Consider the following 23,214-nt stretch of genomic DNA (forward strand, 5'->3'; position numbering starts at 1 on the left):
ATGGCGAGAGCCTGGATCAACAACTGGAAGACGACGCTGAGCGCCGGCCTTTCGCCTGGCGCGTTAAGCCTGACGGTGCCTGATGCTGCCGCCGCGCTGCTGCCGTTATCCGGAGGAAGCTGGGTGCTGTTGACGCTCGCAGATGACGCCGGTGTGCAGCATGAAATCGTGAAAGCAACCGCCAGCGCCGGTGGGGTGGTGACGATCGAGCGCGCCCAGGAAGGCACCACCGGCGGCAATTGGCCGGCGGGAACGGCGATCTATGCCGCCGTCACGGCTGGCGACCTCATGACGCTCCAGGCGCGCATCCAGGCTCTGGAGTCCGGGGCGTCTGGCGGCACCCTTGTCGACGAAACCGGCGCAACGTTGGTCGACGACGCCGGCAACAACCTGATCATGGAGAACATTTGATGGCAACTGTTACGCACGTCCTGTCCGGCGCCGGGGAGCCGCTCGATCCGCCCCCCAGCATCGGCGCTCACTACGTGAACACGAACAACGGCGCGCTATACATGGCGAAGGGCACCGCGAGCGGTGCCGATTGGGTGAAGCTGGGTAGTGGCGGTGGCAGCGCTCCGAGCGAGGTGCTGCATGTCAATACCGACGGCCAGTTCCTTCTCGAGCCTCAACACTCATTTGTTGAGGCCCGTCTGTTCGCAATTCCCGAGCTTGGCACCGCCGCAATTGGAATCGATCCCAGCACATCCCGACAGTTCGACCTGAACATCAGAACCTGGGCTCCGAGCGGGCAACAACTGCAAATCAGGGTTACGTCGGGTGAATTGCCCGGAGGTATGTCGATCGTGGGCACCTCCAGGCAGTGGGCGGCGCAGGAGTCGTATGGGTTCGTGATCAATGCAAATGACCTCAACGGCGAGGTGTGGGCGCGCATCTATTTCGATGCTGACGAACTCACCCTGTCGATGCTGGTGTTCAGCGATGTGCTGAACGCGTAGGAGATAGCGTATGGCTCTTTCAGATGAGCGCCGCGGCCTCGGCGCGAGGAACGAGGCGATCCGCCGCGCGGGCGGCCAACGGGTTGAAGCGGAGCGCCGCGGTGACCAGGGCCTGACCGCGGCGCTCAACCGGCTGATCGAGCCGGAGCGGCAGGCGCGGTCGCTGCGCAAGATCGACCCGCGCGGCGCCCTGGATGCTGCGCGCGGCAGGGCTGACTACAACCCTGCCGGCAAGCAGATCGGCGGGGGCGGTGTGTCCTGGCCGTTGGCCGAAACCGACAAGTCGAAGCGCACGGTGGCCGACGAGGAGATCGTGAGCACCGATGGCCTGGTCGTCGTTGTGTTCAAGCGCGTCACCAGCTTCGAGATGCAGGATGGCGGCTCGAATATTGGCCGCATGGAGTTCAAGGCATGAATCAACTTATGCCCTGGGACGGCGAGGTCGTTCGCATGGGCTGGCCGTGGCACGGAAAGATTCGCCAGCAGAACAAGGATCTGGCCGGCTACGTCACCCTGCCGAACGGGGCGACGCGCCCAGCGATCGCGTACTACGGCAAATGGCCGATGAATCACACGCATCTGTTCGACATGGGCCTACCGGACCAGGACGACCCGCAGGTCGAGGAGCAGGGCGGGAAGTGGTGGGGGCGAACGATCCTTCGAGGCGGAGGCAACTACGACTATCAGTTGTACTACGGCGGCGCGACGACCTCGGCCGAGGGGCAGCCCTATACAGGCGACGCCCCATTCAGGGGGCTCCCTCTCTGGTGGTCTAGCGACGAGGAGCCGCGTCGCCCGCTGTATGTGGATATCTACCTCAATGTGGAGCAGGGCAGCTACTACCTCGATTTTTGGACAAAGGGCGGAACGATTCACGCTCTTCGGAAGAAGATAACGCTTGAGGATGTTGGGCAGGGCGCAGGACAGCCGGAGTGTGCGGTAAAAGATCTGCTCGGGAGCAACTTCGACTACTGGTTTTTTGGTGAAACCGTCAAGCTGGACTATCTGAAGCTGCTGGGGGTCTACCGAAATCGGTTGCTGCTGGGGGTGGTGGTGACACAGGGTGAAGGGATGCGGCAGATTGACCCACCGCCCGGAACGTCGGTGGTCAGCGGTTCGTCCCCGTCTGGAGCCCCTCAGGGGTTGTATGGTCTCGTCGAGGTGACCATTGCCCCGGATATCCGAGATCCAGAGGCGGATCACAGTCAGACGGTCACAATAGACGTGATCGAGAATCGCCAGGCCGCGCTCGGTAATCCGGTTCATCAGGTGACCGACGAGAGCAGTCAGCCGGGCGATCCCATCGAAACCACGCTCTATCGAGAGGAATGGAACCAGACCTCCGGGTTGCTGACCGCCTGGTATGACGCCCAGGGAAACATCCAGACCGCGCGCTACAACCGACGCCACTATGCACTTAAGGAGTACCGCAACGAGCCCGGCGTGACGACAAGAACAGCGACGGAGCGAAGCAGCGAGGTTGCGCTGTTGAGCGGCTCCGGATCAGTTGTCGACAGCACAGTGCTGACAGAGCAGTTCGAGGCGATCTACATCCCAGGGACAGGACTGCAGATCACTCGGACGGTGAAGTGTACGGGGGAGCCGGATGACGTCACGACCTATACCGACCCAGACCATACGGGTGGGCCGGTGGTCACCCCGCCGACGACGACATTCCCCCCAGGCATGCATATCGTCAACACCGTTGTGACCTACCAGTGGCTTGTGAACGACGAGAACATGCTGGCCAACCAGGACCAGCATCAGGTGTGGCTCGCCGCGTTGAGCAACAACAGCGCAGCCATCTGCCACATCCGCGATCCGTTCGACTATCCCGAGGGGCAGACCACAACAACCGTCAGCGTTCGCCAGGGCCCGGCCGTGCGCCTCGGCGGCGTGACCTCTGGAACGGTTACCGACACCCTGACCAAGAGTAAGCCCGCGCATGAGTACCGGCGCGGATTTTTCTGGGAGCCAGCCGACCGCTGGGTGCGAGCCAGTTGCAACCCCGTCACCGGAGAGCTCTCTCGCGGCTCGGAGTGCATCCAGTACCTGACCAGTTGGGTTTAGCCACTTCTACTACTTCAAGGAGAAGCCGCATGACGCCGGCCTGTGTACCCCTGCGAATTGAAAAAGGGGCGACGTTCCGCGACACGATGCGGATCATGCAACCGAGCCTGGTCTACCGGCCGATCACCCAGATCGCGTCGACCGCTCCCGTCCGGCTGACCATCCCCGGCCACGGGTTGCCCGACACCTGGTTAGCCTGGATCGATGGCGTCCAGGGCATGCCCGAACTGAACCGCGCTCGGCTTCGGCAACTGCCTCACCGGGTCGCGTCCATCGACGACGACACGATCGAGATCAACTTGCTGTCAGCCGTTGGGCTGGCGCCTGTTGGCGGGCAACTGATCTACCAGCCACCGGTTGACCTCACTGGCGCCGAGGTGCGGATGCAGATCCGCGCCGAGCCAGGCGGGACGGTGCTGCTGACGCTGTCGCTCGGCTCTGGCCTGGAGTTCGCTGGCGCCGGAACGATCTCGCGCGAGATATCGGCATCGGCTACCGCGGCGCTGGAATGGTCGGCGGCGGTCTACGACGTGGACGTGACATACCCGGATGGCACGGTCCACCGCTACTACAGCGGGCCGATCAGTGTGAGCCGCGGGGGAGGGTGCGATGGATGACGCCGCCGAGCCCTGGGCGCTGGCGATCGATGTTGATTGCGAGCCGCTTGTGCTCAGCGAGATGCAGGAATACGCGGTCACAGTGACGCCGCCGGCAGATGTGCTTGTGGTTGTTGCGGGTGACCAAGGGCCTCCCGGGAGGGATGGCGTAGACGGTGCCCAATGGGGCGCGACTGATTGGTGATGAAATGGCCCAGATTCGATTTTTCAAAGTGGCGACCCTGCCGGGTACGCTGGAGCCGGACAGCTTCTACTTCGTGGAGAACAGCAACTTCGCCGAATCGTATTTGACGAACTCGGCGGGTGTGGCGCGCTCGATCGGCAACAGCGCGATGATCAATGCGCTGATCAACGAGGCGTTGGCCAGCCTGCCCGGCACCGGCGCGCCGATCCTGTTCGTTGTGGATATCGCCGCGCGCGACGCCCTGGAGCCTGAGGGCGCAATCTTCGTCCTGGTTCAGGATGCGAGCGCGGACCCTACAGTCGAATCCGGAGCTGCGCTGTACGCATGGAACCCTGCGACCAGCGCCTGGCTGAAGGTGGCCGAGTATGAGTCGATGGACGTCGAGCTCAACTGGGACGCGATCAACGGGCGCCCGACGTCGACGCCGGCGCAGATCGACACTGCCGTTTCCCAGGCGCACACGCACGCGAACAAGTCGACGCTGGACAAGTTTGGTGAGGAGTCGGGCCTGGTGCGCTTCAACGGCCAGCCGATCCCGGCCGAGTGGAATGGGACGGCCTGGTAATGGCTGCGCTCCAGACCCACAAGGTCGTCGCGCAGTTGCCTGCGGTGCTGGAGCCGAACGCGATCTACTTCGTCCGGCGCAGCACCGGATACGACCAGTTCGTGACCAACGGCGCGGGCGTCGTGGTGGCATACCCGATGAACGTCCGCATCCCCGCGGCTGTTCCTGGGTATCTCGCCGATGGTTCCATGCTTCGGCTCACGATGAACCCTGACGGCCAATTGCCGGCCTATACCGCCGGCGGCGCAACTCTCAACCTACAGGTGCTGTTCAATGGCTGATATACGCCCGACGAAACTCCAGGCCGACGGCAACGGCTACGGCAGTCTCCGCGAGTTCGCCGACGGCGACACGGTGCCGGTTGCGCTTGGCGGCACAGGCGCTGCAACTGCCGCTGGCGCGCGCACGTCCCTTGGGCTTGGGAGTGCTGCAATTAGAGCTGCCCTGGGTTCAACTGGGGCTTTGTACTCGCGAGACAGCATTCTCGGCGCCGTTTCGCAGTCGAGCGGAATACCGACAGGGGCGGTGATTCAACGTGGTAGCAACGCAAACGGCGAATTCGTTCGGTTTGCAGATGGAACTCAGATTTGCATACGCCAAATCACGGGGTCTGGTAGCAACTACCAAGCAGGGCCCAACACAGTGCAGTTGGCGGCTGAGTTCATCGGAGGATCCTCATATAGCCTCATCGTCAACTGGATACCGTTCAGCGGCTGGCCATCGGCTGCGGCGGGGGTTAGGGGCGGCTACATGGGCGGGGACCAAGTTACTTTCTACTTGAATGAAGACCTTGGCACCAACGGGTTGAGCATTATGGTTGTGGGGAGGTGGTTCTGATGATCATCAAGTTGTCACCGTTTGCTCCGCTGCCGCGACGCGACGAGCGCCTGTCACTGAGCAGGGCTGGCGATGTACTCACCGTGAACGGCCAGGCGTTCGACTTCGCTCCGCTCCCGGAGGGCGGCGAGTTGCCGGCCGAGGCTATCAGGTCGGAGTGGTTCGCTGGTCCCGTACTGCGACGTGCCGGCCGGTTGGAGCTGATCCTGCGGTTCCCGCTTGCCGTCGATGCCAGTGCCGCCGCTTGCTTCCCTGAACCGTTGCTGATCGAGGCCGATGGCCCGGTGGAGTTGCCGCGATGATCGACTGGAGCAAGGTAAAGACCGCCGAACAGCAGGCGCAAGAGCGCTGGCAGGCTGAGTACGATGCCGCGGCCGTGGCTCGGGCAAATGCCTACCGCTTGGAGAGTGACCCGCTCAAGACCGAGGCTGAATTCGATGCGATCAAGGCCGGCACCGAGCCGGACTACTCTGCCTGGGTCGCCAAGGTCGAGGAGATCAAGGCCCGCTTCCCGTTGCCTGGTCCACTACCCGAATAGGTAGTTGTGACGAAGTTCGCGTTTTTGCCACGTTCCGACAGTCTGATATGCGGAGTAGATAGGGATGTTGGTATGGACGAGATGTTGCGGCGTAGGCTCCGGGCGGAGTTACTGGAGGTGGGGTTCCTCAACCAGTGTTGCCTTGACCTGATGGAAAGCATGGAGGCTGAGTTCAGCCTCACTGATGACCAGCGCGAGTGCATCGAGCAGCTCAGCCGATTTCTGCAGGAAGGGATCGGCAAGCTGACATCCCTGTCCGAGCGCGTGGCGGCCGGTGATATCGTCGTGCTCTGTTGAGAGCTTGTGGTTCCTCTAGATAATCAAAGTCATAACTGAATGATGAGGTGTGGCGGGAAGAGGAAATAAAACTCTAAACCGCCACACGCTGATAGCTCAGCCCAATCGACCTCAAAGGGAAAGTACTATTTTAGAAGGTGTCATTTACTTTTCTTCCTATGATTTGGATCTGCAGTTGAGGCTGCCCTGTAACGGTACCTACAAGATCAAGGTGCCCCGCCTCGAAGTCTATCTTTCCGTCTACATCCAACTCGAAGTTATCGATGTTGACCACGGTTCGGTTTCCATCTCTCCACTTATCAACATGGAGCTTTCCGGTAAAGGGTCCTGTCTTCTGTGGGGCGGCTCCACGATAGAGATAGTGATCATCTCCGCCGTTGATGCTTCCGTTCTTTATTACAACCAATCCTTGTCCTGAGTCTTGAAGGTTGGACTTGAATTGAACGTGGAAAATTCCTTGGCTCATTGCTTCCTACCTCTAGATTGATGATAGAAATTGAACGATAGCCTAATGATGGCGTATGGGGAGGTGTAAAGGCGCAGAGCTAGGGTTGTAAAATCTGGAGAGATCAATGGCTGGTGGACAATGTCCACTGCTTGCTCCTGCGCACGCTAGGCACCGTTGACCTTAGTGTGGTTACGCCAAATTTACGCCACCAGAAACGACAAAGCCCGCAAAATCAATGATTTGCGGGCTTTTGTTGGTGCCTCGGGAGAGACTCGAACTCTCACTCTGTCGCCAGAAACGGATTTTGAATCCGCCGCGTCTACCGATTCCGCCACCGAGGCAATGGCGGCGCAGTATAGGGAGGCGCCTACCGTTGGTCAATCGGGTTCGTGGCGGGGAAAACACATTTCCGGTAAGCTACGCGGCCTTTCGAGAGTCTCCCCATGCGTGTCGCCGATTTTCATTTCGACTTGCCCGAGGCCCTGATCGCCCGTCATCCCCTGCCTGAACGCCGCGCAAGCCGCCTGTTGGCGCTGGATGGCCCGACGGGAACCCTCGCCCACAGACAATTCGCCGATCTCCTGGACTACCTGCGTCCGGGCGACCTGATGGTGTTCAACAATACCCGGGTGATCCCGGCGCGCCTGTTCGGCCAGAAGGAATCCGGCGGCAAGCTGGAAGTCCTGGTCGAGCGCGTGCTCGACCAGCACCGGGTGCTTGCCCACATACGCGCCAGCAAGGCGCCCAAGCCCGGTACGCGGATCCTCGTCGAAGGCGGTGGCAGCGCGGAGATGCTGCAACGCCACGACGCCCTGTTCGAACTCGCTTTCGCCGAGCCTGTGCTGCCTTTGCTGGAGCGGGTCGGGCACATGCCGTTGCCTCCCTATATCGACCGACCGGACGATGCGGCCGACCGCGAGCGCTACCAGACCGTCTACGCCCAGCGCGCCGGTGCGGTAGCGGCCCCGACCGCCGGCCTGCACTTCGACGAGGCGCTGCTCGAGGCGATCCGCGCGAAGGGGGTGGATACCGCCTTCGTTACCCTGCATGTCGGTGCCGGTACCTTCCAGCCGGTGCGTGTCGAGCGCATCGAGGACCATGTGATGCACCGCGAGTGGCTGGAGGTCGGCCAGGACGTGGTGGACGCGGTTTCCGCCTGCCGGGCCCGCGGCGGCCGGGTAGTCGCCGTCGGCACCACCAGCGTGCGCTCGCTGGAAAGCGCGGCACGCGACGGTGAGCTGAAGCCCTTCAGCGGCGACACCGACATCTTCATCTACCCGGGCCGGCCGTTCCATGTGGTCGATGCCCTGGTCACCAACTTCCACCTGCCCGAATCCACCCTGCTGATGCTGGTCTCGGCCTTCGCCGGCTACCCGGAGACCATGGCCGCCTACGCCGCGGCGGTGGCGCAGGGCTATCGCTTCTTCAGTTACGGTGATGCCATGTTCATCACCCGCAATCCCGCGCCCCGCGGACCCGAGGACTGATCCATGAGCTTCATGAACTTCGAGCTGCTGGCGACCGACGGCAAGGCCCGTCGCGGCCGCCTGACCTTCCCCCGCGGCGTGGTCGAGACCCCGGCCTTCATGCCGGTGGGCACCTACGGCACGGTGAAGGGCATGTTGCCGCGCGACATCGAGGACATCGGCGCGCAGATCATCCTCGGCAACACCTTCCATCTCTGGTTGCGCCCTGGCACCGAGGTGATCCAGCGCCACGGCGACCTGCACGACTTCATGCAGTGGAAAGGCCCGATCCTCACCGATTCCGGCGGTTTCCAGGTGTTCAGCCTGGGAGCCATGCGCAAGATCAAGGAGGAGGGCGTGACCTTCGCCTCGCCGGTGGACGGCGCCAAGGTTTTCATGGGGCCGGAGGAGTCCATGGCGGTGCAACGCGCCCTGGGCTCGGACATCGTGATGATCTTCGACGAATGCACGCCGTACCCGGCCGACCATGACGTCGCCAAGCGCTCCATGGAGCTGTCGCTGCGCTGGGCCAAGCGCTCGAAGATCGCCCATGGCGATAGCCCGTCGGCGCTGTTCGGCATCGTCCAGGGCGGTATGCACGAGGACCTGCGCCTGCGCTCGCTGGATGGCTTGCAGGAGATCGGCTTCGACGGCCTGGCCATCGGTGGTTTGTCGGTGGGCGAGCCGAAGGAAGAGATGATCCGCGTGCTCGATTTCCTGCCGCCGCAGATGCCGGCCGACAAGCCGCGCTACCTGATGGGCGTGGGCAAGCCGGAAGACCTGGTGGAAGGCGTGCGCCGCGGCGTGGACATGTTCGACTGCGTGATGCCGACGCGCAATGCGCGCAACGGCCACCTGTTCGTCGACAGCGGGGTGATCAAGATCCGCAACTCGGTACACAAGCACGACGACTCCACGCTCGACCCGACCTGCGACTGTTACACCTGCAAACATTTTTCCCGCGCCTATCTGCACCACTTGGACAAGTGCGGGGAAATGCTCGGTAGCATGCTCAATACCATCCACAACTTGCGGCATTATCAGCGGGTTATGGCTGGTTTGCGCGAGGCAATCCAACAGGGTACATTGGCCGCCTTTGTCGATGCCTTCTATGCCAAGCGCGGCCTTCCCACGCCGCAGCTGGATGCCTGACTTTCCTTTATCCAACTCTATTGCTTTGTGACAGGAGTGCTACATGAGCTTTCTAATTCCCGCTGCCTACGCCGACGCAGCCGCTCCGGCAGCCGCTGGCCCGGCCGGCACCGGTTTCGAGTGGGTCTTCCTGGTTGGTTTCCTGGTCATCTTCTACCTGATGATCTGGCGTCCCCAGGCCAAGCGCGCCAAGGAACACAAGAACCTGCTGGGCAACCTGCAAAAAGGTGACGAAGTCGTCACTTCCGGCGGTATCGCCGGCAAGGTGACCAAGGTCGCCGACGATTTCGTCGTCGTCGAGGTTTCCGACAACGTCGAGCTGAAGTTCCAGAAGGCCGCGATTGCCGCGACCCTGCCGAAAGGCACCCTGAAAGCGATCTGATTTTCACCTAAACACATGACGGGGCGCGCAAGGCGCCCCGCGTCATAACGGGCGGTGTCATGCTCAACAAGTATCCTCTGTGGAAATATCTGCTGATCCTGGCGGTCCTCGCCGTCGGGTTCATCTATTCCGCACCCAACCTCTACCCGGACGACCCGGCGGTGCAGATCAGCGGCGCCAGCACGGCGCTGCAGGTCACCCAGGCCGATGTCGACCGCGCTGCCAAGGCGCTGACCGACGCCGGTATCGCGGTGAAGGCCGACAGCCTGTCGAAGAAGGGCGGCCTGATCCGCCTGGTCAAGCAGGACGACCAGCTTCCCGCCAAGGAAGTGGTGCGCCGGACCCTGGGCGACGACTACGTGGTGGCGCTGAACCTGGCCCAGACCACTCCCGAGTGGCTGCGCAAGCTGGGCGGCAGCCCGATGAAGCTCGGCCTGGATCTGTCCGGCGGTGTGCACTTCCTGCTGGAAGTGGACATGGACAAGGCGGTCGATGCCCGCCTGAAGGTCTATGAAAGCGAAGTGAAGAGCCTGCTGCGCAAGGAGCGCGTGCGCTACCGCAGCCTGCCGATCCAGGATCGCGCGATCCAGCTCGGTTTCACCGACAGCGAATCCCTGGACAAGGCGCGCAGCCTGATCGCCAAGGACTTCCGCGATTTCGAGGTCGTGCCCGAAGAGCGCAACGGCCTGCAGGTCCTGCGCGTCGCCCTGACCCAGGCCAAACTGGCGGAAATCCGCGAATACTCCATCAAGCAGAACCTCACCACCGTCCGCAACCGGGTCAACGAGCTGGGCGTATCCGAGCCGCTGGTTCAGCGCCAGGGCGCCAATCGCATCGTGGTCGAGCTGCCGGGCGTGCAGGACACCGCGGAAGCCAAGCGGATCCTCGGCAAGACCGCCAACCTAGAATTCCGCCTGGCCGCCGAGCCGGACGCCCTGAAGTCCGCCACCGAGACCTTCGAGTTCCGCGAGCCGCGCCGGCCGCCGGTGCCGCTGGAGCGCGGGGTGATCATCACCGGCGACCAGGTCACCGACGCCAGCGCCAGTTTCGACGAGAACGGCCGCCCGCAGGTGAACATCCGCCTGGATGGCCATGGCGGCGAGCTGATGAACCGCGCCACCCGCAACAACGTCGGCCGCAGCATGGCGGTGGTGTTCATCGAGCAGAAGCCGGTGACCCGCTACACCAAGCAGATGGTCGATGGCGTCGAGAAGGAGGTCGCGGTTCCGGCGTTCAAGGAAGAGAAGCAGATCATCAGCCTGGCGACCATCCAGTCGCCGCTGGGCAACCAGTTCCGTATCACCGGCCTCGATGGCCCCGGCGAGTCCTCCGAGCTGGCCCTGCTGCTGCGTGCCGGCGGCCTGGCTGCGCCGATGTACTTTGCCGAAGAACGCACCATCGGCCCGAGCCTGGGGGCGGACAACATCGCCAAGGGTATCGATGCGTCGCTCTGGGGCATGCTCTTCGTATCGCTGTTCATCATCGTCATCTACCGTTTCTTCGGCGTGATCGCCACCGTTGCGCTGGCCTTCAACATGGTCATGCTGGTGGCGCTGATGTCGATCCTCGGCGCGACCCTGACCCTGCCGGGCATCGCCGGTATCGTGCTGACCATGGGCATGGCGGTGGACGCCAACGTGCTGATCTTCTCGCGGATACGCGAGGAACTGGCCAATGGCATGTCGGTCCAGAGGGCGATCCACGAAGGCTTCAACCGTGCCTTCACCGCGATCCTCGACGCCAACCTGACCTCGCTGCTGGTCGGCGGCATCCTCTACGCCATGGGCACCGGCCCGGTGAAAGGATTTGCCGTGACCATGTCGCTCGGCATCATCACCTCGATGTTCACGGCCATCATGGTCACCCGCGCAATGGTCAACCTGATCTTCGGCGGGCGTGACTTCAAGAAGCTGTGGATCTAAGGGGACTGAGATGAATATCAAGATCGGTACCATCAACTTCATGGGCATCCGCAACGTCGCGTTTGCCGTCACCCTGATCCTGACCGTCATCGCCCTGGGCAGCTGGTTCACCAAGGGCATCAACTTCGGCCTCGACTTCACCGGCGGTACGCTGATCGAGCTGACCTACGAACAACCGGCCGATCTCGGCAAGGTGCGTGGTCAACTGGTCGGCGCCGGCTACGAGGACGCCGTGGTGCAGAGCTTCGGCGACGCCCGCGACGTGCTGGTGCGGATGCCCAGCGAGGACCCGGAACTGGGCAAGAAGGTCGCTACCGCCTTGCAGCAGGCCGATGCCGGCAACCCGGCGAACCTGAAGCGGGTCGAGTACGTCGGCCCGCAGGTGGGTGAAGAACTGCGCGACCAGGGCGGCCTCGGCATGCTCCTGGCGCTGGGCGGCATCCTGCTGTACGTCGGCTTCCGCTTCCAGTGGAAGTTCGCCCTCGGTGCGATCCTCTCGCTGGTGCACGATGCGATCATCGTGATGGGCGTGCTGTCGTTCTTCCAGGTGACCTTCGACCTGACCGTCCTCGCCGCTGTGCTGGCGGTGGTCGGTTACTCGCTGAACGACACCATCGTGATCTTCGACCGGGTGCGCGAGAACTTCCGCGTGCTGCGCAAGGCCGATCTGGTCGAGAACCTGAACATCTCCACCAGCCAGACCCTGTTGCGTACCATCGCCACCTCGGTTTCCACGCTGCTGGCTATCGCCGCGCTGCTGTTCTTCGGCGGCGACAACCTGTTCGGTTTCTCCATCGCCCTGTTCGTCGGTGTAATGGCGGGTACCTACTCGTCGATCTACATCGCCAACGTGGTATTGATCTGGCTGAACCTGACCAGCGAGGACCTGATCCCGCCGCAGGCCAAGGACACCGTCGACGATCGCCCCTGAGGCGCTCTGGTTCGGCACTCCGGCGCCTGCCGGTCACTCGAGGACTCCCGCTTTTGGCGGGAGTTTTCGTATCTGCGCCAACGAAACGTTTGTCGGGAGCCTGGAACTTGGTGGTTTTTGCCCAGTCCTAGGCAAGGCAAAGGGCGAACATAGCCCGCATTGGATGAAAGCCAGGAGGTACATGTGAACAAGTCGATGCTCGTCGGGGCCGTTCTGGGTGCCGTAGGCGTGACCGCAGGTGGCGCGGTAGCCACCTATAGCCTGGTGGATCGCGGTCCCGACTACGCCGAGGTCGTCGCTGTCCAGCCGGTCAAGGAAACCATCAAGACGCCGCGCCAGGTCTGCAAGGACGTGGCCGTGACCCGCCAGCGTCCGGTCAAGGACCAGCACCAGATCGCCGGTACCGCCATCGGTGCGGTGGTCGGCGGCTTGCTGGGCAACCAGATCGGCGGCGGTACCGGCAAGAAGATCGCCACCGTGGCCGGCGCCGTCGGCGGCGGCTACGCCGGCAACAAGGTGCAGGAAGGCATGCAGGAGCGTGACACCTACACCACAACCGAAACCCGCTGCAGCACCGTGCACGACAGCAGCGAGAAGGTCGTCGGCTATGACGTGAAGTACATGCTCGACGGCAAGGCCGGGCAGATCCGCATGGAGCGCGATCCGGGCAGCCAGATCCCGGTCGACAAGAATGGCCGGCTGATCCTCAGCCAGGGCGAAACGCTGCGCTGAGCCTGGCTGTCGCAATGATGCACAAGGGCGCCCGCGGGCGCCCTTGTGCATTTTCATGGAGATGAAAAACCCGGCGCCAGGCCGGGTTCTTCGTCAGCGGCGGATCAGCGCTTCAGCGACGGCGGCAGGTGCGGCTGGATGGTGGTCAGCAGTGCCTTGAAGCATTTGGTGTTGCCGGCGACGATGTGACCCTTCTCGAGGAATTCGTGGCTGCCGGTGAAGTCGCTCACCAGGCCGCCGGCTTCCTGTACCAGCAGGGCGCCTGCCGCCATGTCCCATTCGGACAGGCCGAATTCCCAGAAGGCGTCGTAGCGTCCGGCGGCGACGTAGGCCAGGTCCAGGCTGGCGGCGCCGGCGCGGCGGATGCCGGCGGTCTGGCCGACCAGGCTGCGGAACATGTTCAGGTAGTTGTCGAGATTGTCGATCTGGTTGTCGCGGAACGGGAAGCCGGTGCCGAGCAGGGCGCCTTCCAGGCTCTTGCGGCCGCTGACGCGCAGGCGACGACCGTTGAGGGCGGCGCCGCGGCCGCGGCTGGCGGTGAATTCTTCCTGGCGCACCGGGTCGAGGACCACGGCGTGCTCCAGGCGGCCCTTGTACTTGCAGGCGATGCTCACGGCGAAGTGCGGTACGCCATGGATGAAGTTGGTGGTGCCGTCCAGCGGATCGATCACCCAGAGGTAATCGGCGCCCTCGCCGCTGCCTTCGATGAAGCCGCCTTCCTCGCCCATGATCGCGTGAGTCGGATAGGCCTTGCGCAGCGCGGCGACGATGGTCTGCTCGGCGGCGCGATCGACTTCGGTCACGTAGTCCTTGGCATCCTTCTCGTTGACCGAGATGACATCCAGGCGTTCGATGGAGCGGAAAATCAGTTCACCGGCGCTGCGAGCGGCGCGCAGGGCGATATTCAGCATAGGCTGCATGGAGAGGTCACCTGGGTCGTTAAAGAAAGCCGGCCATTCTAGCAGAAACCGATGGCGTTTGAAGGGCGACCTGTCGGCCGCATGGTATAAAGCTGACCTCTGCTGTAGGATTTCACACCCTTCAGTAACTTGGCGTTGGAGAGCATCGGCGTTGCTCGACCGTATTCGTGTGGTGTTGGTCAACACCAGTCATCCCGGCAACATCGGCGGGGCGGCCCGTGCCATGAAGAACATGGGCCTGTCGCAACTGGTGCTGGTGCAGCCGGAAAGCTTTCCCCACGGCGACGCGGTGGCGCGGGCTTCCGGCGCCACCGACATCCTCGACGCCGCAAGGGTGGTGGACACCCTGGAAGAGGCCCTGAGCGGCTGCAGCGTGGTGCTCGGCACCAGCGCCCGCGACCGGCGGATTCCCTGGCCGCTGCTGGATCCGCGCGAGTGCGCGACGACCTGCCTGGAGCACCTGGAGGCGAATGGCGAGGTGGCCCTGGTATTCGGGCGCGAATATGCGGGTTTGACCAACGAAGAATTGCAGCGCTGCCAGTTCCATGTGCATATCCCCTCCGATCCCGAGTTCGGCTCGCTGAACCTGGCGGCCGCGGTCCAGGTGCTCACCTACGAGGTGCGCATGGCGTGGCTGGCGGCCCAGGGCAAGCCGACCAAGATGGAAAAGTTCGAGTCCACCTCGATGCTCAACACCGAGCTGGTGACGGCCGACGAGCTGGAACTCTATTACGCGCATCTGGAGAGGACGCTGATCGATATCGGCTTCCTCGATCCGGAGAAGCCGCGCCACCTGATGTCGCGGTTGCGGCGCCTGTATGGGCGCAGCGCGATCAGCAAGCTGGAAATGAATATCCTGCGCGGGATCCTGACCGAAACCCAGAAGGTGGCCCGAGGCCTGTCCTACAAGCGGAGTGACGACTGATGTTCGAACGTGTGCGTGAAGATATCCAAAGCGTATTCCACCGTGATCCGGCGGCTCGCAACGCACTCGAGGTCCTCACCTGTTATCCGGGCCTGCACGCCGTCTGGCTGCATCGGCTGGCCCACGGCTTGTGGACGTCCGGCTGGAAGTGGCTGGCGCGCCTGGTGTCCAATTTCGGCCGCTGGATGACCGGCATCGAGATCCACCCGGGGGCCAGGATCGGCCGGCGCTTCTTCATCGACCACGGCATGGGCATCGTCATCGGCGAAACCGCCGAGATCGGCGACGACGTCACCCTCTATCAGGGTGTTACCCTGGGCGGCACCACCTGGAACAAGGGCAAGCGCCACCCCACCCTCGGCAACAACGTAGTGGTCGGTGCCGGTGCCAAGGTGCTCGGCCCGTTCACCGTCGGCGAGGGCGCCAAGGTCGGCTCCAACGCCGTGGTGACCAAGGAAGTCCCGCCGGGTGCCACCGTGGTCGGCATTCCCGGGCGGATCATCATGCGCGAGGACTCCGAGCAGCAGGCCAAGCGCCAGGCGATGGCGGAGAAGCTCGGCTTCGATGCCTATGGGGTCAGCCAGGACATGCCGGACCCGGTGGCGCGTGCCATTGGTCAGTTGCTCGATCACCTGCAGGCCGTCGACGGCCGGCTCGAGGGCATGTGCCAGGCGCTCACCGCCCTGGGTAGCGACTACTGCGCGAAGGACCTGCCGGTATTGCGCGAGGAAGATTTCGCCGGAGTCAAGGACGAGGACGGCAATCCGGCCGCGTAATGCGCGGCCGGCGGCTTTCTGCTAGCATGTAGCGCCCTGAATTTGCCTAATCCTGAGTAATTTGATCGGTCTTATAGTTGACCTAATTACTCGGATAAGAGCATAATCCGCGTCAACCCCGAATGATCCCGATGGGAAAAGCCCATGCGTCTGACCACCAAAGGCCGCTACGCCGTAACCGCCATGCTCGACCTGGCGCTGCATGCTCAGCAAGGTCCGGTCTCGCTGGCCGATATCTCCGAACGCCAAGGCATTTCCCTGTCCTATCTCGAACAGCTGTTCGCCAAGTTGCGCCGTGGCAACCTGGTGACCAGCGTGCGCGGCCCGGGCGGCGGCTACCAGCTGTCCCGCCATATGTCGGGCATCCATGTGGCGCAGGTGATCGACGCGGTCAACGAATCCGTCGACGCGACCCGCTGCCAGGGGCAGGGCGATTGCCACTCCGGCGATACCTGTCTGACCCACCACCTGTGGTGCGACCTCAGTTTGCAGATTCATGAGTTCCTCAGCGGCATCAGCCTGGCCGATCTGGTCAGCCGCCAGGAGGTCCAGGAGGTCGCGCTGCGCCAGGACGAACGCCGTTGCTCAGGCAAGACGCCTCGTCTCGACAAGATTGAAGCGTCCGCCATCGACTGAGCAGGGCGCCAGCCTGTAGGAGTTACCTGATGAAATTGCCGATCTACCTCGATTACTCCGCGACCACTCCCGTCGATCCCCGCGTCGCCCAGAAAATGAGCGAATGCCTGCTGATGGACGGCAACTTCGGCAACCCGGCTTCGCGTTCCCACGTGTTCGGCTGGAAAGCCGAAGAAGCCGTGGAAAACGCCCGTCGCCAGGTGGCCGAACTGGTCAACGCCGATCCCCGCGAGATCGTCTGGACCTCCGGCGCCACCGAGTCCGACAACCTGGCGATCAAGGGCGTCGCGCACTTCTACTCGGGCAAGGGCAAGCACATCATCACCTCGAAGATCGAGCACAAGGCGGTCCTCGACACCTGTCGCCAGCTGGAGCGCGAAGGTTTCGAAGTGACCTACCTGGAGCCGGGAGAAGATGGCCTGATCACTCCGGCTCTGGTCGAGGCGGCGCTGCGTGACGACACCATCCTGGTCTCGGTCATGCACGTGAACAACGAGATCGGCACCGTCAACGACATCGCCGCCATCGGCGAGCTGACCCGCTCCCGCGGCGTGCTGTTCCACGTCGACGCCGCACAGTCGACCGGCAAGGTCGAGATCGACCTGGACAAGCTCAAGGTCGACCTGATGTCCTTCTCCGCGCACAAGACCTACGGCCCGAAAGGCATTGGCGCGCTCTACGTCCGGCGCAAGCCGCGCGTCCGCATCGAGGGTCAGATGCACGGTGGCGGCCATGAGCGCGGCATGCGTTCCGGCACCCTGGCCACCCACCAGATCGTCGGCATGGGCGAGGCGTTCCGCATCGCCAAGGAAGAAATGGCCCAGGAGAACGCCCGCGTGCTGGCGCTCCGCGACCGCTTCTTCGCGCAGATCGACGGCCTGGAAGAGCTCTACATCAACGGCAGCATGACCTCCCGCGTCCCGCACAACCTCAACGTCAGCTTCAACTACGTCGAGGGCGAGTCGCTGATCATGGCGCTCAAGGACCTCGCGGTCTCCTCCGGTTCGGCCTGTACCTCGGCGTCCCTGGAACCGTCCTACGTATTGCGCGCCCTGGGCCGCAACGACGAACTGGCGCATAGCTCCATCCGCTTCACCTTCGGTCGCTTCACCACCGAGGAAGAGATCGACTATGCCGCGAAGAAGGTGGTCGAGGCCGTTTCCAAGCTGCGCGAACTGTCGCCGCTGTGGGATATGTACAAAGAGGGCGTCGACCTGTCCCAGGTCGAATGGCAGGCGCACTGAGCGCCTCGTGCCCCGGAAAAACGTGAGGATTAGCCATGGCATATAGCGAAAAGGTCATCGACCACTACGAAAACCCGCGCAACGTCGGCAAGCTCGACGCTGCCGATCCCAACGTCGGCACCGGCATGGTCGGCGCGCCGGCCTGCGGCGACGTGATGCGCCTGCAGATCAAGGTCAACGAGCAGGGCGTGATCGAAGACGCCAAGTTCAAGACCTACGGTTGCGGTTCCGCGATCGCCTCCAGCTCCCTCGCCACCGAGTGGATGAAGGGCAAGACCCTGGACGAGGCGGAAACCATCAAGAACACCACCATCGCCGAAGAGCTGGCCCTGCCGCCGGTGAAGATCCACTGCTCCGTTCTCGCCGAAGACGCCATCAAGGCCGCCGTTCGCGACTACAAGCAGAAGAAGGGTTTGCTCTAAGCCGCTCGTGACGAGTAAGGAGTTGCAATGGCCATCAGCATGACCGAAGCCGCCGCCAAACACGTGCAGCGCTCCCTCGAGGGGCGCGGCAAGGGCGAGGGTATCCGTCTTGGCGTGCGCACCACTGGCTGTTCCGGGCTTGCCTATGTCCTCGAATTCGTCGATGAACTGGCGGCCGAGGACCTGGTCTTCGAGAGCCATGGCGTGAAGGTCATCATCGACCCGAAAAGCCTGGTCTATCTCGATGGCACCGAGCTGGACTTCACTCGCGAAGGGCTCAACGAAGGCTTCAAGTTCAACAATCCCAACGTTCGTGGCGAATGCGGCTGCGGCGAAAGCTTCAACGTCTGAGGCCGGCGTGGGTAAACCCTGTCATTTCGCCCAGTTCGACCTGCAACCGGCTTTCCTGGTCGATCTCGACGAGCTCGGCCAGCGCTATCGCGAGTTGGTGCGCAGCGTCCATCCCGACCGTTTCGCCGACGCTCCCGAGCGCGAGCAGCGTCTCGCCCTGGAACGCGCGGCGCAACTGAACGAGGCCTACCAGACCCTGAAGAGCGCTCCGCGCCGGGCCCTGTACCTGTTGACCCTGAGTGGTCACGAGTTGCCCTTGGAGGCTACGGTGCAGGATCCGGAGTTTCTCCTGCAGCAGATGCAGCTGCGCGAGGAACTGGAGGAGTTGCAGGACAGCGCCGACCTGGCCGGCGTGGCGACCTTCAAGCGTCGGCTCAAGGCCGCCCAGGCCGAGCTGGAGCGTGAGTTCGCCGCGTGCTGGGACGATGCGCAGCGCCGCGAAGAGGCCGAACGCCTGGTCCGTCGCATGCAGTTCCTCGACAAGCTCGCGCAGGAAGTGCGCCAGCTGGAAGAGCGACTCGACGATTAATCCCTGCGGCCCCCGGGCCGCACCCCATAGTTAAGACAGAGCATGGCCCTACTGCAGATCGCCGAGCCCGGTCAGAGTCCCAAGCCCCATGAGCGTCGCCTGGCGGTTGGGATCGACCTGGGTACCACCAATTCGCTGGTCGCCGCGGTGCGTAGCGGCGTCGCCGAGCCCTTGCCGGATGCGCAGGGGCGCCTGATCCTGCCTTCCGCGGTGCGTTATCACGCCGAGCGGGCGGAAGTGGGTGAGAGCGCCCGCGCGGCCGCCGCGAAGGATCCCTTCAATACCATCATTTCGGTCAAGCGTCTGATGGGGCGCGGCCTGGAGGACGTCAAGCAACTGGGCGAGCAATTGCCCTACCGCTTCCGCCAGGGCGAGTCGCACATGCCCTTCATCGAGACCGTACAGGGGCTGAAGAGTCCTGTGGAAGTCTCGGCGGACATCCTGCGTGAGCTGCGCCAGCGCGCCGAAACCACCCTCGGTGGCGAGCTGGTGGGTGCGGTGATCACTGTGCCGGCCTATTTCGACGACGCCCAGCGCCAGGCTACCAAGGATGCCGCGCGCCTGGCAGGGCTGAACGTCCTGCGCCTGCTCAACGAGCCGACCGCCGCCGCCGTGGCCTACGGCCTGGACAAGGGCGCGGAAGGCTTGGTGGCCATCTATGACCTGGGTGGTGGAACCTTCGACATTTCCATCCTGCGCCTGACCCGCGGTGTCTTCGAAGTCCTGGCCACCGGCGGCGATACGGCCCTGGGCGGCGACGACTTCGACCATGCCATCGCTGGCTGGGTGATCGAGCAGGCTGGCCTTTCTGCCGATCTGGACCCGGGCAGCCAGCGGCAGTTGCTGCAAATCGCCTGTGCGGCCAAGGAGCGTCTTACCGATGAGGCGTCGGTCCGGGTCGCCTATGGCGACTGGAGCGGCGAGCTGAGCCGGGCGACGCTCGACGAGTTGATCGAGCCGTTCGTCGCTCGCAGCCTGAAGTCCTGCCGCCGAGCGGTGCGCGACTCCGGTGTCGATCTGGAAGAAATCCGCTCGGTGGTGATGGTCGGTGGCTCGACCCGCGTGCCCCGTGTGCGCACGGCGGTTGGCGAGTTGTTCGGCTGCGAGCCGCTGACCGATATCGATCCGGACCAGGTGGTCGCCATCGGCGCGGCCATCCAGGCCGATGCCCTGGCCGGCAACAAGCGCGGCGAGGAATTGCTGCTGCTGGACGTCATTCCGCTGTCGCTCGGCCTGGAAACCATGGGCGGGCTGATGGAGAAGGTGATTCCGCGCAATACCACCATCCCGGTGGCGCGCGCCCAGGAGTTCACCACCTACAAGGACGGCCAGACGGCCATGATGATCCACGTGCTGCAGGGCGAGCGCGAGCTGGTGAAGGATTGTCGTTCGCTGGCGCGCTTCGAGCTGCGCGGCATTCCGCCGATGGTGGCGGGCGCGGCGAAAATCCGGGTGACCTTCCAGGTCGACGCCGACGGCTTGCTCGGCGTGTCCGCACGCGAACTGAGTTCCGGCGTCGAGGCCAGCATCCAGGTCAAGCCGTCCTATGGGCTGACCGACGGCGAGATCGCGCGGATGCTCAAGGACTCCTTCGACTACGCCGGCGACGACAAGGCTGCCCGCGCCCTGCGCGAACAGCAGGTCGAGGCGCAGCGGCTGCTGGAGGCCGTGCAATCGGCGCTGGACGTCGACGGCGAGCGGCTCCTGGACGAAGAGGAGCGCCTGGCCATCGCGGCGCAGATGGACACCTTGCGTGAACTGGCCGGTGGTAGCGACACCGCGGCCATCGAGAACCAGATCAAGCGCCTGTCCCAGGTGACCGACGCTTTCGCCGCACGGCGGATGGACGCGACCGTCAAGGCCGCGCTCTCCGGCCGCCGGCTCAACGAAATCGAGGAATAAGCGAAGATGCCGCAGATCGTGATTCTGCCCCATGCCGACCACTGCCCCGAGGGGGCGGTATTCGAGGCGAAGCCCGGCGAAACCATACTGGATGCCGCGTTGCGCAATGGCATCGAGATCGAGCATGCCTGTGAGAAATCCTGCGCCTGCACGACCTGCCACGTAATCGTCCGCGAAGGCCTCGACTCCATGGAGCCGTCCGACGAACTCGAAGACGACATGCTGGACAAGGCCTGGGGTCTGGAGCCCGATTCGCGGCTATCCTGCCAGGCAGTGGTGGCCGACGAAGACCTGGTGGTCGAGATTCCCAAGTACACCATCAACCAGGTGTCGGAAGGCCACTGAGCCCGGCGGTAGAGAGGAGCGTGCAATGAGCCTGAAATGGACCGATGTGCTGGAAATCGCCATCCAGCTCGACGAAAGCAAGCCGGAGGTCGATCCGCGATACGTCAACTTCGTCGATCTGCGGCGCTGGGTGGTGGAACTTCCAGAGTTCTCCGACGATCCTCAGCGTAGCGGAGAGAAAGTCCTGGAGGCCATCCAGGCCGCCTGGATCGAGGAACGGGACTAGCCATAGGCCCGCCCTACGCATTTGCCGGGAACCCGCGTATAATTCGCGGGTTTTATTTTAGGTAAGGCCTGAAATCGCCCGCGGGCGCATTCCAGGCTAGGCGCGCCGGGCCCGATGCCAGGCGCAGCCACGCTGATTCCGGCCCTTTCGGGCCGTTTTCGTCAGCGTCCTGAACGAATCACGGCGTCCCGCCCCGCTGGCGGGGCCGCCCATGCTAGACAACCTTGTTTCGGAGTTTTACCAATGGCACTGCAACGCACCCTGTCCATCATCAAGCCGGACGCCGTTTCCAAGAACGTGATCGGCGAAATCCTGACCCGCTTCGAGAAAGCCGGCCTGCGCGTCGTCGCCGCTAAAATGGTTCAGCTGTCCGAGCGTGAAGCCGGTGGCTTCTATGCCGAGCACAAAGAGCGTCCGTTCTTCAAGGACCTGGTTTCCTTCATGACTTCCGGTCCGGTTGTAGTCCAGGTCCTGGAAGGCGAGGACGCCATCGCCAAGAACCGCGAGCTGATGGGCGCCACCGATCCGAAGAAAGCCGACGCCGGTACCATCCGCGCCGACTTCGCCGTCTCCATCGACGAGAACGCCGTCCACGGTTCCGATTCCGAAGCTTCCGCCGCTCGCGAGATCGCCTACTTCTTCGCGGCTACCGAAGTCTGCGAGCGCATTCGCTGATCGAGCGTGGGTGAGGGTGAAGCCATGACAACGACCACCGCCGGCAAGGTGAACCTGCTGGGCCTGACCCAGCCGCAGCTGGAACAGTTCTTCGAGTCCATCGGCGAGAAGCGTTTCCGGGCCGGCCAGGTCATGAAGTGGATTCACCACTTTGGCGTCGACGATTTCGACGCCATGACCAACGTCGGCAAGGCCTTGCGCGAAAAGCTCAAGGCCTCAGCCGAGATACGCGGTCCCGAGATCGTCAGCCAGGACATCTCCGCCGACGGCACCCGCAAGTGGGTGGTCCGGGTGGCGTCCGGTAGTTGCGTCGAGACCGTGTACATCCCCCAGGGCGGACGCGGCACCCTGTGCGTGTCCTCCCAGGCGGGCTGCGCCCTGGATTGCAGTTTCTGCTCCACCGGCAAGCAGGGTTTCAACAGCGACCTCACCGCCGCCGAGGTGATCGGCCAGGTGTGGATCGCCAACAAGTCGTTCGGTACCGTTCCGGCCAAGATCGACCGCGCCATCACCAATGTCGTGATGATGGGCATGGGCGAGCCGCTGCTGAACTTCGACAACGTGGTCGCCGCCATGAACATCATGATGGACGACCTCGGCTACGGTATTTCCAAGCGCAAGGTGACCCTGTCCACCTCCGGCGTGGTGCCGATGATCGACAAGCTCGGCGAGGTGATCGACGTGTCCCTGGCCCTGTCGCTGCACGCACCGAACGACGAGTTGCGCAACAAGCTGGTACCGATCAACAAGAAGTATCCGCTGGGCATGCTGCTGGATGCCTGCCGCCGGTATATTTCCCGGCTCGGCGAGAAGCGCGTGCTGACCGTCGAGTACACCCTGCTCAAGGATGTCAACGATCAGCCCGAGCATGCTGAGCAGATGATCGCATTGCTGAAAGACACGCCTTGCAAGATCAACCTGATTCCGTTTAATCCATTCCCGCACTCCGGCTACGAGCGCCCGAGCAACAATGCCATCCGGCGTTTCCAGGACATGTTGCACAAGGGCGGTTTCAACGTGACCGTGCGTACCACCCGCGGCGACGACATCGACGCGGCCTGTGGCCAACTGGTCGGCCAGGTCATGGATCGTACCCGCCGGAGCGAACGTTATATTGCCGTGCGCCAACTGGCCGAGTCCGAGTCGGCGGCGAATCGAAATTGAGT

The 23,214-nt window shown here is 63.4% G+C and carries 32 protein-coding genes and 1 tRNA gene; 30 read left to right on the plus strand and 3 right to left on the minus strand.

What is annotated here, in order from left to right; genetic code table 11:
* The 12 genes from ACM0M4_RS06720 to ACM0M4_RS06775 all read left to right on the plus strand — a co-directional run bounded on the left by ACM0M4_RS06720 (position 1) and on the right by ACM0M4_RS06775 (position 6,064).
* Positions 1–411 carry a hypothetical protein gene (locus ACM0M4_RS06720; RefSeq protein WP_023124660.1) on the plus strand — a complete coding sequence of 137 codons (411 nt, stop codon included), beginning with the start codon at positions 1–3 and terminating at the stop codon, positions 409–411.
* Entirely contained in the window at positions 411–956 is a 546-nt protein-coding gene (locus tag ACM0M4_RS06725) for a hypothetical protein (RefSeq protein WP_034004904.1), read from the plus strand. Before ACM0M4_RS06720 ends, ACM0M4_RS06725 begins: the two co-directional genes overlap by 1 nt.
* 10 nt (positions 957–966) lie before the next feature.
* On the plus strand, positions 967–1,371 hold the full coding sequence (locus ACM0M4_RS06730; RefSeq protein ID WP_003129734.1) for a hypothetical protein: 405 nt from the start codon (positions 967–969) through the stop codon (positions 1,369–1,371).
* The gene (locus tag ACM0M4_RS06735) at positions 1,368–3,026 is read left to right on the plus strand and encodes a hypothetical protein (protein ID WP_034004903.1); all 1,659 of its coding nucleotides are present in this window, start codon (positions 1,368–1,370) and stop codon (positions 3,024–3,026) included. The genes ACM0M4_RS06730 and ACM0M4_RS06735 overlap by 4 nt, the downstream gene beginning before the upstream one ends.
* A 29-nt stretch (positions 3,027–3,055) precedes the next feature.
* Complete coding sequence (locus tag ACM0M4_RS06740; protein WP_023124664.1) at positions 3,056–3,643, plus strand: hypothetical protein; 588 nt, start codon at positions 3,056–3,058, stop codon at positions 3,641–3,643.
* Positions 3,636–3,827 (plus strand): hypothetical protein, encoded by a 192-nt coding sequence (locus ACM0M4_RS06745; protein WP_023103657.1) that lies wholly within the window; start codon positions 3,636–3,638, stop codon positions 3,825–3,827. The genes ACM0M4_RS06740 and ACM0M4_RS06745 overlap by 8 nt, the downstream gene beginning before the upstream one ends.
* Positions 3,828–3,831: 4 nt before the next feature.
* Complete coding sequence (locus ACM0M4_RS06750; RefSeq protein ID WP_023124665.1) at positions 3,832–4,392, plus strand: hypothetical protein; 561 nt, start codon at positions 3,832–3,834, stop codon at positions 4,390–4,392.
* Entirely contained in the window at positions 4,392–4,673 is a 282-nt protein-coding gene (locus ACM0M4_RS06755) for a hypothetical protein (RefSeq protein WP_003159084.1), read from the plus strand. The genes ACM0M4_RS06750 and ACM0M4_RS06755 overlap by 1 nt, the downstream gene beginning before the upstream one ends.
* Positions 4,666–5,229: a hypothetical protein gene (locus ACM0M4_RS06760; RefSeq protein WP_003159085.1), complete on the plus strand. Its 564-nt coding sequence runs from the start codon at positions 4,666–4,668 to the stop codon at positions 5,227–5,229. Before ACM0M4_RS06755 ends, ACM0M4_RS06760 begins: the two co-directional genes overlap by 8 nt.
* On the plus strand, positions 5,229–5,531 hold the full coding sequence (locus ACM0M4_RS06765) for a hypothetical protein (RefSeq protein ID WP_023124666.1): 303 nt from the start codon (positions 5,229–5,231) through the stop codon (positions 5,529–5,531). The genes ACM0M4_RS06760 and ACM0M4_RS06765 overlap by 1 nt, the downstream gene beginning before the upstream one ends.
* The gene (locus ACM0M4_RS06770; protein ID WP_023124667.1) at positions 5,528–5,767 is read left to right on the plus strand and encodes a hypothetical protein; all 240 of its coding nucleotides are present in this window, start codon (positions 5,528–5,530) and stop codon (positions 5,765–5,767) included. Before ACM0M4_RS06765 ends, ACM0M4_RS06770 begins: the two co-directional genes overlap by 4 nt.
* A 72-nt stretch (positions 5,768–5,839) precedes the next feature.
* Positions 5,840–6,064, plus strand: a complete 225-nt coding sequence (locus ACM0M4_RS06775; RefSeq protein ID WP_003129771.1) for a DUF7364 domain-containing protein — start codon at positions 5,840–5,842, stop codon at positions 6,062–6,064.
* 130 nt (positions 6,065–6,194) lie between these two features.
* Here ACM0M4_RS06775 and ACM0M4_RS06780 read toward each other — a convergent pair whose 3' ends face one another.
* On the minus strand, positions 6,195–6,530 hold the full coding sequence (locus ACM0M4_RS06780) for a GrlR family regulatory protein (protein ID WP_034031611.1): 336 nt from the start codon (positions 6,528–6,530) through the stop codon (positions 6,195–6,197).
* A gap of 236 nt (positions 6,531–6,766) precedes the next feature.
* Positions 6,767–6,853, minus strand: a tRNA-Leu gene (locus ACM0M4_RS06785).
* Positions 6,854–6,955: 102 nt separating this feature from the next.
* On the opposite strand from ACM0M4_RS06785, the gene queA reads away from it, so the two are divergent.
* From queA to ACM0M4_RS06815, 6 genes are all read left to right on the plus strand, one after another.
* Positions 6,956–7,999, plus strand: coding sequence for a tRNA preQ1(34) S-adenosylmethionine ribosyltransferase-isomerase QueA (gene queA / locus ACM0M4_RS06790; RefSeq protein ID WP_003137849.1), 1,044 nt, complete (start codon positions 6,956–6,958; stop codon positions 7,997–7,999).
* A 12-nt stretch (positions 8,000–8,011) separates the two neighbouring features.
* Positions 8,012–9,130 carry a tRNA guanosine(34) transglycosylase Tgt gene (tgt, locus tag ACM0M4_RS06795; RefSeq protein WP_073660694.1) on the plus strand — a complete coding sequence of 373 codons (1,119 nt, stop codon included), beginning with the start codon at positions 8,012–8,014 and terminating at the stop codon, positions 9,128–9,130.
* 43 nt (positions 9,131–9,173) lie between these two features.
* Positions 9,174–9,512: a preprotein translocase subunit YajC gene (gene yajC, locus ACM0M4_RS06800; protein ID WP_003092856.1), complete on the plus strand. Its 339-nt coding sequence runs from the start codon at positions 9,174–9,176 to the stop codon at positions 9,510–9,512.
* Positions 9,513–9,571: 59 nt separating this feature from the next.
* A complete protein-coding gene (gene secD, locus ACM0M4_RS06805; RefSeq protein ID WP_003100609.1) occupies positions 9,572–11,434 on the plus strand; it encodes a protein translocase subunit SecD in 1,863 nt (620 codons plus the stop codon).
* 10 nt (positions 11,435–11,444) lie between these two features.
* Positions 11,445–12,365: a protein translocase subunit SecF gene (gene secF, locus ACM0M4_RS06810; protein ID WP_003100612.1), complete on the plus strand. Its 921-nt coding sequence runs from the start codon at positions 11,445–11,447 to the stop codon at positions 12,363–12,365.
* Positions 12,366–12,548: 183 nt separating this feature from the next.
* Positions 12,549–13,097 carry a glycine zipper 2TM domain-containing protein gene (locus ACM0M4_RS06815; protein WP_003092848.1) on the plus strand — a complete coding sequence of 183 codons (549 nt, stop codon included), beginning with the start codon at positions 12,549–12,551 and terminating at the stop codon, positions 13,095–13,097.
* Positions 13,098–13,201: 104 nt separating this feature from the next.
* On the opposite strand, the gene suhB is transcribed toward ACM0M4_RS06815, so the two are convergent.
* Positions 13,202–14,017, minus strand: coding sequence for a type III secretion system regulator SuhB (gene suhB / locus ACM0M4_RS06820; protein ID WP_003092845.1), 816 nt, complete (start codon positions 14,015–14,017; stop codon positions 13,202–13,204).
* 151 nt (positions 14,018–14,168) lie between these two features.
* Between suhB and trmJ the strand changes: the two genes are divergently transcribed.
* The 12 genes from trmJ to rlmN all read left to right on the plus strand — a co-directional run bounded on the left by trmJ (position 14,169) and on the right by rlmN (position 23,212).
* The gene (trmJ, locus tag ACM0M4_RS06825) at positions 14,169–14,942 is read left to right on the plus strand and encodes a tRNA (cytosine(32)/uridine(32)-2'-O)-methyltransferase TrmJ (RefSeq protein ID WP_003092842.1); all 774 of its coding nucleotides are present in this window, start codon (positions 14,169–14,171) and stop codon (positions 14,940–14,942) included.
* Positions 14,942–15,718 carry a serine O-acetyltransferase gene (gene cysE / locus ACM0M4_RS06830; protein WP_003100615.1) on the plus strand — a complete coding sequence of 259 codons (777 nt, stop codon included), beginning with the start codon at positions 14,942–14,944 and terminating at the stop codon, positions 15,716–15,718. Before trmJ ends, cysE begins: the two co-directional genes overlap by 1 nt.
* Before the next feature lie 144 nt (positions 15,719–15,862).
* Positions 15,863–16,354 (plus strand): Fe-S cluster assembly transcriptional regulator IscR, encoded by a 492-nt coding sequence (gene iscR, locus ACM0M4_RS06835; protein WP_003092836.1) that lies wholly within the window; start codon positions 15,863–15,865, stop codon positions 16,352–16,354.
* A 29-nt stretch (positions 16,355–16,383) separates the two neighbouring features.
* Complete coding sequence (locus ACM0M4_RS06840; protein WP_003092832.1) at positions 16,384–17,598, plus strand: IscS subfamily cysteine desulfurase; 1,215 nt, start codon at positions 16,384–16,386, stop codon at positions 17,596–17,598.
* A gap of 35 nt (positions 17,599–17,633) precedes the next feature.
* On the plus strand, positions 17,634–18,020 hold the full coding sequence (gene iscU / locus ACM0M4_RS06845; protein ID WP_003092829.1) for a Fe-S cluster assembly scaffold IscU: 387 nt from the start codon (positions 17,634–17,636) through the stop codon (positions 18,018–18,020).
* Between the two features lie 27 nt (positions 18,021–18,047).
* Complete coding sequence (gene iscA / locus ACM0M4_RS06850) at positions 18,048–18,371, plus strand: iron-sulfur cluster assembly protein IscA (RefSeq protein WP_003100617.1); 324 nt, start codon at positions 18,048–18,050, stop codon at positions 18,369–18,371.
* 7 nt (positions 18,372–18,378) lie between these two features.
* A complete protein-coding gene (hscB, locus tag ACM0M4_RS06855; RefSeq protein ID WP_003092824.1) occupies positions 18,379–18,900 on the plus strand; it encodes a co-chaperone HscB in 522 nt (173 codons plus the stop codon).
* Between the two features lie 42 nt (positions 18,901–18,942).
* Complete coding sequence (hscA, locus tag ACM0M4_RS06860; protein ID WP_003092822.1) at positions 18,943–20,802, plus strand: Fe-S protein assembly chaperone HscA; 1,860 nt, start codon at positions 18,943–18,945, stop codon at positions 20,800–20,802.
* A gap of 6 nt (positions 20,803–20,808) precedes the next feature.
* A complete protein-coding gene (gene fdx / locus ACM0M4_RS06865) occupies positions 20,809–21,147 on the plus strand; it encodes an ISC system 2Fe-2S type ferredoxin (protein ID WP_003092818.1) in 339 nt (112 codons plus the stop codon).
* A gap of 25 nt (positions 21,148–21,172) precedes the next feature.
* The gene (gene iscX / locus ACM0M4_RS06870; RefSeq protein ID WP_003092814.1) at positions 21,173–21,373 is read left to right on the plus strand and encodes a Fe-S cluster assembly protein IscX; all 201 of its coding nucleotides are present in this window, start codon (positions 21,173–21,175) and stop codon (positions 21,371–21,373) included.
* Positions 21,374–21,616: 243 nt separating this feature from the next.
* Positions 21,617–22,048 carry a nucleoside-diphosphate kinase gene (ndk, locus tag ACM0M4_RS06875; RefSeq protein WP_003092811.1) on the plus strand — a complete coding sequence of 144 codons (432 nt, stop codon included), beginning with the start codon at positions 21,617–21,619 and terminating at the stop codon, positions 22,046–22,048.
* A gap of 24 nt (positions 22,049–22,072) precedes the next feature.
* The gene (gene rlmN, locus ACM0M4_RS06880; protein WP_003092809.1) at positions 22,073–23,212 is read left to right on the plus strand and encodes a 23S rRNA (adenine(2503)-C(2))-methyltransferase RlmN; all 1,140 of its coding nucleotides are present in this window, start codon (positions 22,073–22,075) and stop codon (positions 23,210–23,212) included.
* The last annotated feature ends 2 nt before the right edge of the window (positions 23,213–23,214 follow it).

The sequence above is a fragment of the Pseudomonas sp. 18-147 genome (assembly GCF_051048045.1).
Lineage (GTDB): Bacteria > Pseudomonadota > Gammaproteobacteria > Pseudomonadales > Pseudomonadaceae > Pseudomonas > Pseudomonas aeruginosa.

Bases quoted from the DNA above. Each gene is read 5' to 3' on its own strand.
- hscA (WP_003092822.1), top strand. From the start codon at position 18,943: ATGGCCCTACTGCAGATCGCCGAGCCCGGTCAGAGTCCCAAGCCCCAT.
- ndk (WP_003092811.1), top strand. From the start codon at position 21,617: ATGGCACTGCAACGCACCCTGTCCATCATCAAGCCGGACGCCGTTTCC.
- ACM0M4_RS06780 (WP_034031611.1), bottom strand. From the start codon at position 6,530: ATGAGCCAAGGAATTTTCCACGTTCAATTCAAGTCCAACCTTCAAGAC.
- tgt (WP_073660694.1), top strand. From the start codon at position 8,012: ATGAACTTCGAGCTGCTGGCGACCGACGGCAAGGCCCGTCGCGGCCGC.
- secD (WP_003100609.1), top strand. From the start codon at position 9,572: ATGCTCAACAAGTATCCTCTGTGGAAATATCTGCTGATCCTGGCGGTC.
- iscA (WP_003100617.1), top strand. From the start codon at position 18,048: ATGGCCATCAGCATGACCGAAGCCGCCGCCAAACACGTGCAGCGCTCC.
- ACM0M4_RS06765 (WP_023124666.1), top strand. From the start codon at position 5,229: ATGATCATCAAGTTGTCACCGTTTGCTCCGCTGCCGCGACGCGACGAG.
- rlmN (WP_003092809.1), top strand. From the start codon at position 22,073: ATGACAACGACCACCGCCGGCAAGGTGAACCTGCTGGGCCTGACCCAG.
- iscR (WP_003092836.1), top strand. From the start codon at position 15,863: ATGCGTCTGACCACCAAAGGCCGCTACGCCGTAACCGCCATGCTCGAC.
- ACM0M4_RS06730 (WP_003129734.1), top strand. From the start codon at position 967: ATGGCTCTTTCAGATGAGCGCCGCGGCCTCGGCGCGAGGAACGAGGCG.
- ACM0M4_RS06750 (WP_023124665.1), top strand. From the start codon at position 3,832: ATGGCCCAGATTCGATTTTTCAAAGTGGCGACCCTGCCGGGTACGCTG.
- cysE (WP_003100615.1), top strand. From the start codon at position 14,942: ATGTTCGAACGTGTGCGTGAAGATATCCAAAGCGTATTCCACCGTGAT.
- suhB (WP_003092845.1), bottom strand. From the start codon at position 14,017: ATGCAGCCTATGCTGAATATCGCCCTGCGCGCCGCTCGCAGCGCCGGT.
- ACM0M4_RS06770 (WP_023124667.1), top strand. From the start codon at position 5,528: ATGATCGACTGGAGCAAGGTAAAGACCGCCGAACAGCAGGCGCAAGAG.
- ACM0M4_RS06720 (WP_023124660.1), top strand. From the start codon at position 1: ATGGCGAGAGCCTGGATCAACAACTGGAAGACGACGCTGAGCGCCGGC.
- ACM0M4_RS06775 (WP_003129771.1), top strand. From the start codon at position 5,840: ATGGACGAGATGTTGCGGCGTAGGCTCCGGGCGGAGTTACTGGAGGTG.
- queA (WP_003137849.1), top strand. From the start codon at position 6,956: ATGCGTGTCGCCGATTTTCATTTCGACTTGCCCGAGGCCCTGATCGCC.
- secF (WP_003100612.1), top strand. From the start codon at position 11,445: ATGAATATCAAGATCGGTACCATCAACTTCATGGGCATCCGCAACGTC.
- ACM0M4_RS06745 (WP_023103657.1), top strand. From the start codon at position 3,636: ATGGATGACGCCGCCGAGCCCTGGGCGCTGGCGATCGATGTTGATTGC.
- ACM0M4_RS06725 (WP_034004904.1), top strand. From the start codon at position 411: ATGGCAACTGTTACGCACGTCCTGTCCGGCGCCGGGGAGCCGCTCGAT.
- iscU (WP_003092829.1), top strand. From the start codon at position 17,634: ATGGCATATAGCGAAAAGGTCATCGACCACTACGAAAACCCGCGCAAC.
- ACM0M4_RS06840 (WP_003092832.1), top strand. From the start codon at position 16,384: ATGAAATTGCCGATCTACCTCGATTACTCCGCGACCACTCCCGTCGAT.
- fdx (WP_003092818.1), top strand. From the start codon at position 20,809: ATGCCGCAGATCGTGATTCTGCCCCATGCCGACCACTGCCCCGAGGGG.
- ACM0M4_RS06740 (WP_023124664.1), top strand. From the start codon at position 3,056: ATGACGCCGGCCTGTGTACCCCTGCGAATTGAAAAAGGGGCGACGTTC.
- ACM0M4_RS06755 (WP_003159084.1), top strand. From the start codon at position 4,392: ATGGCTGCGCTCCAGACCCACAAGGTCGTCGCGCAGTTGCCTGCGGTG.
- ACM0M4_RS06760 (WP_003159085.1), top strand. From the start codon at position 4,666: ATGGCTGATATACGCCCGACGAAACTCCAGGCCGACGGCAACGGCTAC.
- iscX (WP_003092814.1), top strand. From the start codon at position 21,173: ATGAGCCTGAAATGGACCGATGTGCTGGAAATCGCCATCCAGCTCGAC.
- ACM0M4_RS06735 (WP_034004903.1), top strand. From the start codon at position 1,368: ATGAATCAACTTATGCCCTGGGACGGCGAGGTCGTTCGCATGGGCTGG.
- yajC (WP_003092856.1), top strand. From the start codon at position 9,174: ATGAGCTTTCTAATTCCCGCTGCCTACGCCGACGCAGCCGCTCCGGCA.